A 12,044-nucleotide genomic window follows, 5' to 3' on the forward strand; every position below is an offset into this window, starting at 1 on the left:
CTGCAGGCATGCTGATGCACGCACGCAAAGATCACTTGGCGGTTTCTTCGTAGATCGGTAGATGCCGGTAGTAAACTTCCAATGACAACAGGTTCAGGGTGGTCACGTACAAGCGACCAGCAAAGCTTCCCCAGCGATCAGGTATCGTTCCTCCAGCATCCCAAGAGCCAGCGTAAGGGCCACGTTGCAATTGTGTTTGAATCAACATTGGATGCAGTGCCATATTCCATCGCTTCCAGTGTTCGCCGCCCATGTGAAACATGACTTGGGTCGCATAATACCAGTAGTAGGTGTCCCGTTTGGGATCTTTGACTGTTCCCATTTCAGGAATAGAGTTCAACAGATAGTCCGCGCCGCGAACCATATTGACGTTGTCCCGCTTCCAACCCAGGTATAAACGCAGCAGCAGCCCAACACTGGTCATCGTGGGTGTGGGGACTAGGCCATGTCGTGTTTGAGGTAGATCGGCGGCTGCAAAGTTGTAGCGGTATAAGTGCGCCACTTGCGGGCTGGCCTGGGAGTTATCAAGAAATTTCTGAATGGCGTTATACCCGCCAGCATCTACTTTGAGGCCCGACAGCTCAGCGCTCTTCATTGCCATCATGCACCAACCGGTAACACTAATGTCGGATTCAGCTCTAGGCGTATATCGCCAGCCACCCCGCAAGGGATCTTGAGTGGCGAGCAGAAAGTCGATCGACTTTTGTGCTGGGATGCGCAACGATTCGTCTTGCGTCATCCCGTACGCTTCACATAACGCAAGCGCGGCGATCCCATGCGAATAAAATCTTGAGTTTCGATCGGACAGCTCATTCATCGGAATGTAAAGGTCGCCGTCGGGCGCTTGATTGGCAATCAGGAACTCTAAAGCTCGCTTGCAATTGTCTTGATATTGATACTGCAAGTGCGAGTATCCGGCACCTTGGAACGACAGCAATGATAACGCAGTAGCCGCCGTGTCACTTTCGAACATGGGGCGATCGCCAAAGTCGCCGAGGGACCATCGACCATCAACGCGTTGGTGTGAAGCCAAAAACTTTAAGCCTGCTTCGATAGCCGCTTCGGTTTGTGGTCCCCACTGCCCAAGATCAGCCTCTTGGCTCTGCGTGTTATTGCGGTCTGCGCGTCGAGCGAAAGCGGCCGTCGGCACTGCGGTCGCCGTTGGGTTGACGCTGTTGGTTGCAGATCGGCTTAGTGGCAAACCGCGGTTTTGACCTATCTGACTTGGCAGGCGATCGGTGCTGGGGCCAAGTGCTGTTGCATCGCGATTGCCTTGGAATTCACGCGGCCTGATATCCGTACTACGCGGTCCCAATAACGCTTGCCCATCCAAGCTTGTCGCAGCGCTAGCGATCGAATTTGGATTGGATGCATTGCCCTGCTGGGTGGATGCTTCTCCACGTCCGTTGAGTTGTGCATTGCGTGGCCCGCCAGACCACGGGATCGAGCGGTCAACGCCCAAAGTGGCGACATCGGTTGTGGGTAAACCGCTATCAGTGCCCTCATCGGGCGCGACAGGTAAGTCGGCTGCCGGATTGCCCATAACCATATCACTGGGAGACAGAGAGGTGCCAATCGAATCACTGCGTGGCATCAGACGAAGGGCCCTGGCACGTTGCCGCAGTTGCAGTTCCAAGCTGCCTTGTAGTTCTTCTTGCGTCGCTCGGTCGCTGCGTTCCATCGCTCGCGTCATTGGCATCGAAGTGTCTCGAGGGCGGATATTAGGTTCGAAGCCGCTGGGGCCGCGAGGGGGGGCGGTTGAAGTGGCTGCGCTAGCGTTTTGTTGTGGCGCGATTGTATCGCTCAAATCCCGCGGCGCAGGAGAGCTCTGCTGGATTGGATTAGGCTCCGGTGCAAACGATTGTTCTGGAACATCGATTAAAGTTGGATCTCGGTCCAAGCTCAATTCGCCGGTACTGGCCGCTTGCCGGGCAAGTTCAGCCGCCCGCGAAGTGATCTCGGCTTGTTCGACGGGCGATAGCTGCCGCTGGACCGACGCTTCCGTGAGCCTCTGCTGCTCTAGTTCCAGTTCCCTTTGCAGCAATTCGACTTCCGTCTTGGGCATTTGCGACGGCTGTGTCGCGTCCTGCAGTGCCGTGCCATAAGCTTGGCTGTCGGACATCGCCGAGCGTGTGATCGCACTGGCGATACTTTGGTTGCTGTTGTTATCGAACTGAGGCTGATAAGAAACGCTGCTGTAGCTCTGCTCAGTTTTGGTTTCCTGCTTGGCAGTCTGCTCCCCGCTAGCCTGCCGACTGGTGGCTCGCCCCAAGACAATCAAGTGATAAGCTTCGGAAAGCAGCAGCAAGTGAGCCGCAAGGCTGATGAGAAACGCCGCTTGCAACGTCCGCTCGACCCAGCGACTGGCGAATGCTTGAGACAAGATCGTAATCAGCAGCAAGCCGATGGGGACTCCCGCGATATAGGTCCATGCGTTGTGAGTCCAGCGGGCATCCTCCAATGAGAGATTACGCAACGCCATGGCAATGACCGCGCCGCCGACGCTCAGCAGCGACGTCGCATAGACCCAGCCACCAGACTCTTTCGCAGTTGCTTCAGTTTGCCTTGTCATTTTCCATTGTCGTTAGTTTGTAGCTAGGGACTTTGGCTTCGTGGCACACATCCAGGACACTGACGATCGCTTGGTAAGGCACTTGGCGATCGCCACGAATAATCACCGTTTGATTCACTGGATTATTGCTGACGGCTTGATCGATTTTTTGTTTCAGTTGGTTGACGTTCAAGTATTGTCCTTCGACGAAGAAGCGACCATCATCGGCAACGTTGACGATCATTAGCTCTGGGTCCATCGTCATTGGCAATGCGCTGGTGGCCGATGGAAGTTTCACTGGCAACTGCAAATCTTCGCGCGCGAACTGCGAAGCGACCAAGAAGAACACTAACAACAAAAAAACGACATCGATCAGAGGCGTCAGCGACAAAGCGCTGGCTGCGAGGTTCTTTTTAATCTGAATACTCATGGCAGCGGCTTCCTGGGATTGGAGCGGTCGCTGCGGATTGTGCCAGTCGAACGCCGTGAAGCGGTCGAACCAAAAGTCGGTGACGAACTAGCCGTCAGATCCACGCTCGCAGCGGCTTCGCGAGTTTCGCTGTCGGGGGTCACGACGGTTCCGCGAATTGTACGTGAGTCATTTTTCTCGACCCGGGGAGGGATGTTTTGGACATCACGAGCTACCAGTTCATGTCCGATAGGATCGAAGCGAACTCGATTTTCATAGCCTTCCAAACGGGGCAATAGTAACGCTATCAAGTCTTCAACGCGACGGAACTGCCGCAAGATACGGTTCTCGAAGTACTGTGCAATGGCCGCCGCGGGAATGGCAATGATCAAGCCCACTAAGGTGGTAACCAAGGCTTCGTAGATTCCTGTCGCGAGCGCTTCGGCACGGTTCTGCGTTGGATCTAATTGCGTCGTATCGTGGAATGCGCGGATCAACCCCCAAACAGTCCCCAAGAGCCCAATCAGCGGCGCGATTCCGGCCAGGAAGGTCAACCATCGGATTGGGCCTGTGGCCGTGTCGACTTCGCGTTGGATCGCTTCGCTGGCAGATTTTTCTATCTCGTTGAGTGGCCGACCCGTACGAATTAAAGTCGTTGCGACGACGTTGGCCGCCACCGATGGATGGCTGCCGCACAGTCGATAGGCTTCTTGAACCGGCAAGATGTCCGATTGTCGGATCAACTGAGTTAAAGGACGTACAAACGCACGTGGCATGATGCGACCGCTGCGTAAGGAGAACAACCGCTCGATACTCCACATCAACACACACAACGACACAATCGCCAGCGGGACCATGACCCAGCCGCCCTGCAGCAGCAAGTTTAGCGCGTCGATGCCTTTGGGTTGCTCTGGTTGCTCAGGAGGAGGGTTTTGAGCCGCGTTTTGCAGAGCTGCAAACTCATTGGGGTCCACAATCAACTGTGAAGATGAAGGGTCCATGCTAAAGGACAGCTCGGCAGCGGGCGTGGCTGTTGGATTGTTGCTGGCTGGACTGGGAAACGGTTGGGCTTGCTGAGCGAAAGCGGAGGGTATCCAGCAGAACGCGGTCAACAGCATGAAGACCATCGCGACCGCAACTCGGTTTGGCATTTGGTTGGCCAAGCGATTGGTCCGGGGAAACGTAAATTGCATCAGAGATGAGAATAAGTTCATTTGCATGTTTGCCGCAGTGGAAGCATTTGAACGACACAACCAACAGTTGGGGGCATCGAACAAACGATAGGAAGTTCACTCCAAAGCTGTGTCTATATGCTAACGCTTAAACTCAAACTCCGCGATGCAGAAAAAGTTGAGAACAGGCCAACAAATTGGCTAAATCCTTGCAAAGCTGGGGGCCGTTTCCTAGCCAGCGGCTACTTGAGCCGATCCAGCTCGCTAATTCGCTCTTTCGCCATGGCAGCCATTTCATGGTTAGCATGGTTTTTGACCACAAACTGGTAAAATCCGCTGGCGACGTTGATCGCTCGCAATTTCGCTTCCCCACGCAGATCGCCGATCAAAAGATCGCTGCAGCGGCCTGCTTCAATCGCCGCACGAGCTTGCCAGTTCTTAATTTCTTCGGGCGCCTGCGTTGCGCCGTAGCCATACATTACTTTTTGGTATTCTTGAATTGCAGAACTGAATTCACGTTGAGCGAAATAGATTTCGCCCAGCATGAATCGCGCTCGCGCTCCCAATTCATTGCGGTTACTTTCGGCAATGCGACTGAAGGCTTCGCTGGCCAGAGCAAATTCTTTCTGATTTTGCAATGCAATCGCCTTTTCGAACAAAGCTAAAGAGGCATACGCCGAATCGGGAGATTGCGATTGGAACTGGTCCACAAAAGCGACCACCGTTTTCCAGTCCTTCTGTTCGCGAGCGGCTTGGGCACCGTGCAAGTAAATCAAATCTTGAACTTGGGAATCGATTGAGAGCCCCTGCTCTGCAGCTTTGGCCAGCAACTGGCGAGCTTGTTTATAATGCGAAACCGCGTCTTTGTACTTCGATTGTTTCATCGCGCATTCGCCCTGCATGAACACAGCGTCAACGATCAAATCGCCGTCTGAGAACTCGCGGGCAAGATCGCCAAAGAAACGTGAAGCGTCTGACCATTGCTGAGTCTGATAGTAAGTCCACCCTAGCTTGTACAGCGACTTCTCACGCACAAAGTCATCGTTGGTTTTCGTGGCTGCGATGGTGTAAGCTCGCACAGCGGAGTCGAATTGCTGTTGGTCGTAGCTTTGTTGCCCGACGTGATAGAACGCTTCTGCAGCATAAACGCTCGACGGAAACTTATTGCCCAACTCTTGGAAGGCGGCGGTTGCGAGATCATCACGGCCATTACGCTTCAAGGCCCAAGCGTGCTCATACATCGCTTTGTCGACATTGGGGTAATTGGGGTAGGCATCGGCAAGTGATTGAAATGTTGAGGAGGCTTCGGCATATCGCCCCGCTTGGGAGTATCCAATCCCTAGTTCCATCGACAGTTTGGCCAGCATGTCAGCGCTTGCGCCTCGCGCTGCACCGTCGTTCTTTACCGCTTCCATGACCCGGACCGCTTCGACGGCACGGCCAGTTTCGCGAAGGCAAACCGAAGAAGCCAGCGATGCTTCTAACCGCAGGTCTGGGTCCGCTGATCGTTGGGCAACCTTGAGTACCAGATCGAGCGCGTCGTCAAACTTTGATTGCTGAATTAGAATCCAGGCTTTTCCATACTGAGCATACTCCATCAACTCCGGAGCATCGTTTGAAGTGAGGACAGCTTCGTATGCGACCAAGGCTTTGGCATACTCGTTGGCCGAAGCAGACAATTGCCCCAAACGAAATTGAGCTTGTGTTTTAAAAGGAGAGTTTGGGAATTTCGACAGCAGTGTTTCCAAGGTGGATTTTGCTTTGTCGTTCTCACCATTTTTGCTGTAGGCTTCGGCGAGAATCAAATAAGCTTCGTCTACGCCGGACCAAGCGGGCTGGACAGCGATCGATTGGTTAAGATTCTCGATCGCTTGCGAGAACTTGTTCTGTTTGAAAGCCGAGGCACCAAGTAAAAAGAGTGCTTCGCCTTGAATCGCTGGCGATTTTTGGGACTTTGCCAACTCGCTTAGGATGGGCGTCGCCTTGTCGAAATTCTCGGCAAAAAAGTAAGCGGTCCCGTTCCTTAGTTTCCACTGCTCTTTGTTGGGTGAGTCGGGATAAGCTGCGATCAATTGTTCGTAGGCTGCTGCTGCGTCAGCTCGCTTGCCAGCTTGCAACAAACTTTCGGCACGAATGAAAGCCACTTCGCCAGCTAAGGGGTCATTGGGGAAACGCTTTGCAAAAAAGTCGGACCATTTCGATGCTTCGTCCGCTTTGCCTTGCTTCAGCGCCGAAAAGGCGACATTGTAAACAGCTCGTGGTGCGGAAGGGTGATCCTCGTGCTCCAGTGCGACGCTTTCATAAATCGAAGTTGCTTCTTCAGCCCCATCCTGTGTATTGACCAAGGCATCTGCCAAATCGATTTGTAAAGCCACCCGCCACTGGGAGTCTCCCGCCCAGCCTAAAGCATCCCGAGCGATCGTGATGACATCGCTGCTGCGGTTTTGTAGCACCGCAATTTGCGCCAGCCAGTGGGCGGCTTGTGCGGCCGTTTCGTCTTTGCCTGCAAGCAGCTTTTCGAAGAACGTTTTCGCTTCGTCGTACTTCTTTTCACGCATCAAAGCTTGGCCAGCCGACAGGTTCGAATCGGTTGAGAACTGAGAGTTTGGATACTCTTTAGCTAACTGCTGATAGATTTGCGATGACTCTTGGAAGCGCCCTGCCTTGGCCAGTGCGAATCCATAACGATACAAAACATAGTCTCGCATCGGGACTTCTTTATCGCCTGCGATTTCACTTAGCAGCTCTATCGCTTGCTCTGCGTTCTCCGTGCTGATCAAGTACTCGGCTTTGCGTAGACGGACTTCGCGTGACAAGCGGTGGTCGCGGAAGTCTTTTAAGAAGCGGTCATATGTTTCCGCTGCTAGTTTCGGTTGCTTTAACTCTTCGTAAGCGACCCCCAGCGCGTACAAGGTGTCTGGCATGACCGATGATTTTTCAAACTTCGGATTCGCGGCTAAGACCCGATAGCGAGTCGATGCTTCGCGGACGTTGCCTAGCAAGTATTCGGTCTCAGCGGCATAGAACGTCGCTTTATCAGCGTAGGTACCATCGGAATACTTTTCCAAGAATTCATTCAGCACCCGCAGCGCTTCTTTCAGACGATTGCTATCCGGCTTTTCGTTATCAAGCCGAGCGGTATAAAACAAAGTCCAACCCAGGTTGATCAAGGCCTCTTCGCGCACGTCTAATTTTGGATCTCGCAAGGCTTCGCGGAAGGAAGCGATCGCGGCGTCGTAATTTGGTTTCTCGGTCTGCAAATAGCAGACGCCCAAGTAATGCCGAGCCTTGGACGACAAAACGTCATTTGGATAGCGCTGCAGAAATTTTTGCCATGCCTCAGCGGCCAGTGGGTAGGCACCCGCATTCTGAAAGTTCGCCGCGTCGGTGTACAGATTCACGATATCGCGTTTGGCTGCGGCGGCCGGATCTACTTTCACCGGCGGGCGGTTTGCGTTGGGATTCGACGATTGCGTCGGAGCCGATCGCTGCAAGTTCCTTTGCTGAGCGTGAGCGTCGCTGGGCAACGCCGTCCCGGCAGACCAAGCCACACAGCCGACGAGAAAGCTACGCAGCATGTGCAGGTGTCGCTGGCGTTTCTGGGCAAGCTCGCGCCGATGCCGCTGGCCTGAGGTAGCACGGAGATCGCTGGTTTCAGTTCGCTTCATTTCTGGTTTCATTTGGGAGGTTGGATCCTGCATCAGCATGTGCGATAACTTCATTAGCGAGTGACTTTCAGAAAAGAGTTGCGCTTTATCTTAGGGTCGACCATTTGGACCGTCCGAGAAAACCCGTTGCCGGGTACTTCTGGGATACCGGCAAAAGTCCAATACGAACAATTGGTATTTCAAGCACGACCGTCACGATTCGCATCAGTTTACTATTTTGACTACTTTCCGGCATCCGAACAATCGAAACTCTGCCATGTATTCTATGGGGAATTCGGTGAACCGATTAAAGTGTAAGCACACTTGCATTCCTTGGATTTTCAATCGTCAGCTCCTTCCATGCATATTTTGATCACCGGCGGCTCGGGTTTTATCGGTTCGCATCTCACAGAGCGTCTGCTAGCGGACAACCATTCGGTTAGCATCGTGGACGACCTCAGCACAGGCCGACTGGGTAACTTGGCCGCCGTCAAAGGTCACCCGCGTTTGGAAATCATCCAAGCAGACCTAGGCGATGCAAAATTGGTCCGGAACCAATGCCGCAAGGCTGATCAGGTCTACCATTTGGCCGCCGCAGTGGGCGTCGCATTAATCGCAGCTCGCCCCACCGAAACCATTCACCGCAACATCTATCCTACGCAGTTGCTTTTGGAAGCATTACAAGAAGAAAAGAGCTTTGGGCACGAGGTTCCTTTGTTCCTGGCTAGCACCAGCGAAGTGTACGGCAAGAACCCAAAATCGGTTTGGAGTGAAGTGGACGATTTAGTCTTCGGCGCAACGACCAAACCTCGCTGGAGCTATGGCGCTAGCAAAGCGATCGACGAGTTTTTGGCATTGGCTTGTGTCCGCGAAAACCAACTGCCAATCGTAATTGGTCGCTTCTTTAACGTGGTCGGACCGCGCCAAACCGGAGCTTACGGCATGGTGCTGCCTCGTTTTGTATCGGCTGCTTTGGAGAATCGTCCCTTGGTGGTGCATGACGATGGCCAGCAGCAACGCTGCTTTGCACACGTCCTGGACGTGGTCGACGCCATCGTGACGTTAATGGCCACACCGACTGCTTACGGCCGCGTCTATAACATTGGTTCGGACCAACCCATCAGTATTTTGGAGTTGGCCAAAAAGGTCCGTGACGTCATCAATCCCCAGTCGCAGATTGTGCATCAAACTTACACCGACGCTTATGATGCCGATTTTGAAGATATTCGCCGGCGTGTCCCTGATTTGACCCGTTTGCGAGCCACCATCGATTATCAACCCAAACGCGACCTGGCAACCACGATCCGTGACGTCTGGGAATCATCGCGGTAGTCCCAAGCTTTCGCTGCCCCTGTGTTGCTCAATTTGAGGATTTGTTGCAAGTTGATACCGGAGCGAGACGACTTCTGGGCTTGGCTAGCGGCGGAATCGGCGGCCAAGTCGTCGGAAATGCTATTTTATCCCCATAAAGTGAGCTTTTGAGTTAAGCTTTATGGGAACAAGTAGCCATAGGCTCACGCTTTGCTTAAAATAACTGGGTGATACCCGCATTCCTTCACTTCTCTCATCCGGCTGTGACTCGTTTTATGCTCCGAAAACTCAATCTTCGTGCTCCTCGTGCCCAACGTGGTTTTACGCTGGTAGAAGCTCTGGTCGCCGTCGCCGTCACGTTGATCATGATGCTGGCGTTATCCAAAGGCTTCGTGATGCTTAGTCAAAGCATTTCGGAAGGGCGTGCCAAATTGAACTTAAGCGATCAGTTGCGCGGTATCTCAAGTGTGCTGCGAGAGGACTTGGAAGGCATGACCGCCGGCGGCGATCCCATGGCCGAATCGAGTCGCTCGGGTTATTTCGAGTACTACGAAGGGCCATTGTCGGACTATACCGCAACGCTCGTCAATTTCGATTCATCCCAACAAAACATCGAACAAAAGATTCCCGCCAGCCGCTACGGCGACTTTGACGACATCTTGGCGTTCACTGCCAAAGCGAAAAAAGGTCGCTGGTTTTACGGGGAAGTCCCGTACCCCATCGTCATGGGCCCGATTCATATGGCCGCTGGATTATCGACCGCTTTCACCGCTGACCAATGGGCACAAACGGTGACAGTCGCTTCGGATACGGCCGAGATTGTCTATTTCATGATGCCCTACCCCGCTGATCCGGCTCAGTTCCCTTTGCAGACGGGCGGTGGACAGCCGACGGTTAACTTCCTGCCCAACGGCAACCTCAACTATTCTCTCAACGATAACTTAACGCCTAATATTATTGACATGGATGGCAATGGCGTCCCTGACCGCATGATGCTGTGTCGTCGCGTCTTGCTGGTGCTTCCGGATCTAAACTTACCCGCCGGAACTTTGTTGCCAGGTGCCAGCGTGCCGACGACCGAGCCGACTTTGTTTCATGTTGAGGGTTTTAGTCCCATTGCACAACTTCAAGCGTTACCGGTCGGTGCGCCAGGGGCTCCTACTCTTGCAGGTTATCGAACGGGGATGCAACTGGCTTACCAACGTTGCGACCTGTCGGTCCGCCGAAGCGCAACGCCCAACCAAACTGCTGCGATGCCGATCGCTGCCAACACGTTGGCAGACCTTCAAGATCCAAGGAATCGATTTGGCCATACGGTTCTGCCAATTGGCGGATCGTCCAATACCACGATGCCGATCTGGTCGTTGACTGGTCCGATCGGTTTGCAAGATACTGCCTTAACAGGTGGGTTGGGTACATGGTTCGGTTCGTCAGTTTCAAGTCCCAATGGGGAACTACCCGAGGTTGGATTTTTGCTGCCGCAGTTCTTGCGTCAACGTCGAGTTGACCCAGTGCTATCCGGGGGGACCAACACGGCAGAGGCTTCGATTCAGTTCGAGGTTGCTTTCTCAGAGGTCATCGCGACGAACTGCATTGGCTTTGATGTACGAGGCTATGACCCCACGGTACCGATGCTGTATCATCCCGGTGTAGATGGTTTTGCCGGAAATACCGGCGGCTATGATCCTGCGAATTTTGGAGCACCCGGCAGCGACGATTCGATCGTATTGCCCTCCGACCCAGCGTATGCATCAGCTCTTCAATATGCGATCAATCAACAATTGCCAGGCGGGAGCGGGACAGCTCCTACCGACTTGTTCATCGCGCGACGCGGAGGGTTCGTGGATGCAGGTTGGCCGCTGAAGACCCGCGCAATGGCCTACTATGTCAATCAGTGGAATGCCGCGAATCCAACACAACTCAAAGGCGATACGAATCCATGGGCGAATCTCTCGGCCAGTAACATTAACCCTTTATTGACCTCGACGTTATCGATGACGATGCCTGGGAATGTGTATAGTGCCGGGTTCCCAACCTTTAGCACCCAAGCTCTCAAGTCGGGACGAATCTTGGTCAACGCCGCGCCAGCGATACAGCTTTATCAACCAGGCTTTGACACCTTCACTAGCAGGTACGAAACCGATGGTTACCGGCAAACATTCGGAGTACCCAACGGCGGCACCGTCTGGGTTAACGGCCAGCACCGTTTCCGCTTCCCAGCCAAACAAATTCCTATCGATGGCTCGCTTACACCGCCTCTGCCTGATCCACAAGCGGACTTAGGTGCCAACGGTGTCGACGACAATTTAATTGGCGGTATCGATGATCTGTTCGAACGAGAAACCAGCCCCCCAATCGCTTCACCTCTAAAAGCGATCCAAGTGTTGATTCGGGTTCAGGACGAAGGCGCTACCGCGATTCAACAAGTTGCGGTAAGCCATGAACTGCGGCTGGAAAACTAATCAGTCCAATGGGCTGGCTGCTTGCAATTTGCTTATCAACGCGGTTACTTGAATGCATCGAATTAATCTGCGAGGCCCGTGGCGATTGCAGGCGGAAGTTGCTGGTCAACCTGCGATAACAATCGCCCTTGAGCGGACGTTCAATACCCCCACGAACTTGGATGAGGACGTTCAGGACGTTCTGCTTTGCTTGTCATACGTTCAGACGCCTACACGTGTTGTGCTGAACGAAGTTCAACTGACCGCGATCATACCGCCCGGTGAGGGTGAGTTGGTGGTTGCTGAGAATCCACAAGCCGCTTCACAAAATAGACGCATTGGAAGATACCGCATCAGGACTATACTATTGCGACATAATCGCCTTACGATCCAGTGGCCAAAGAATCCTGATGCAGTTTTCTCGTCACCAATGGTTCGCTTGACGCCAGAAGTCCCTAACCCTTGGTTGATCGACGCTTGGCTCGAGATCTTGGAATCCTAATCGCCGGAACA

Annotated in this window: 7 protein-coding genes; 3 read left to right on the forward strand and 4 right to left on the reverse strand. The window is 53.5% G+C overall.

Going from position 1 to position 12,044, the window contains the following annotated elements:
- Nucleotides 1–31: 31 nt before the first annotated feature.
- From SH302x_RS03065 to SH302x_RS03080, 4 genes are all read right to left on the reverse strand, one after another.
- Nucleotides 32–2,572: a prenyltransferase/squalene oxidase repeat-containing protein gene (locus SH302x_RS03065; protein ID WP_479367258.1), complete on the reverse strand. Its 2,541-nt coding sequence runs from the start codon at nt 2,570–2,572 to the stop codon at nt 32–34.
- The gene (locus tag SH302x_RS03070; RefSeq protein WP_479367260.1) at nt 2,556–2,981 is read right to left on the reverse strand and encodes an ExbD/TolR family protein; all 426 of its coding nucleotides are present in this window, start codon (nt 2,979–2,981) and stop codon (nt 2,556–2,558) included. Before SH302x_RS03070 ends, SH302x_RS03065 begins: the two co-directional genes overlap by 17 nt.
- Nucleotides 2,978–4,153 (reverse strand): MotA/TolQ/ExbB proton channel family protein, encoded by a 1,176-nt coding sequence (locus SH302x_RS03075; protein ID WP_479367262.1) that lies wholly within the window; start codon nt 4,151–4,153, stop codon nt 2,978–2,980. The genes SH302x_RS03070 and SH302x_RS03075 overlap by 4 nt, the downstream gene beginning before the upstream one ends.
- 221 nt (nt 4,154–4,374) lie before the next feature.
- Entirely contained in the window at nt 4,375–7,800 is a 3,426-nt protein-coding gene (locus SH302x_RS03080) for a tetratricopeptide repeat protein (protein WP_479367264.1), read from the reverse strand.
- A 339-nt stretch (nt 7,801–8,139) separates the two neighbouring features.
- Here SH302x_RS03080 and SH302x_RS03085 point away from each other — a divergent pair, with 339 nt between their 5' ends.
- From SH302x_RS03085 to SH302x_RS03095, 3 genes are all read left to right on the forward strand, one after another.
- Nucleotides 8,140–9,111, forward strand: coding sequence for an NAD-dependent epimerase/dehydratase family protein (locus SH302x_RS03085; protein WP_479367265.1), 972 nt, complete (start codon nt 8,140–8,142; stop codon nt 9,109–9,111).
- A gap of 254 nt (nt 9,112–9,365) precedes the next feature.
- Nucleotides 9,366–11,552 carry a PulJ/GspJ family protein gene (locus SH302x_RS03090; protein ID WP_479367266.1) on the forward strand — a complete coding sequence of 729 codons (2,187 nt, stop codon included), beginning with the start codon at nt 9,366–9,368 and terminating at the stop codon, nt 11,550–11,552.
- A gap of 52 nt (nt 11,553–11,604) precedes the next feature.
- Nucleotides 11,605–12,033 carry a hypothetical protein gene (locus tag SH302x_RS03095; RefSeq protein ID WP_479367268.1) on the forward strand — a complete coding sequence of 143 codons (429 nt, stop codon included), beginning with the start codon at nt 11,605–11,607 and terminating at the stop codon, nt 12,031–12,033.
- Nucleotides 12,034–12,044: the final 11 nt, after the last annotated feature.

It is taken from the genome of Njordella calcicola (assembly GCF_056494125.1).

What these genes read in the sequence shown, in the direction of transcription:
- SH302x_RS03085 (WP_479367265.1), top strand. Translation starts at nt 8,140, where the DNA reads ATGCATATTTTGATCACCGGCGGCTCGGGTTTTATCGGTTCGCATCTC.
- SH302x_RS03075 (WP_479367262.1), bottom strand. Translation starts at nt 4,153, where the DNA reads ATGCAATTTACGTTTCCCCGGACCAATCGCTTGGCCAACCAAATGCCA.
- SH302x_RS03090 (WP_479367266.1), top strand. Translation starts at nt 9,366, where the DNA reads ATGCTCCGAAAACTCAATCTTCGTGCTCCTCGTGCCCAACGTGGTTTT.
- SH302x_RS03080 (WP_479367264.1), bottom strand. Translation starts at nt 7,800, where the DNA reads ATGAAGCGAACTGAAACCAGCGATCTCCGTGCTACCTCAGGCCAGCGG.
- SH302x_RS03070 (WP_479367260.1), bottom strand. Translation starts at nt 2,981, where the DNA reads ATGAGTATTCAGATTAAAAAGAACCTCGCAGCCAGCGCTTTGTCGCTG.
- SH302x_RS03095 (WP_479367268.1), top strand. Translation starts at nt 11,605, where the DNA reads ATGCATCGAATTAATCTGCGAGGCCCGTGGCGATTGCAGGCGGAAGTT.
- SH302x_RS03065 (WP_479367258.1), bottom strand. Translation starts at nt 2,572, where the DNA reads ATGACAAGGCAAACTGAAGCAACTGCGAAAGAGTCTGGTGGCTGGGTC.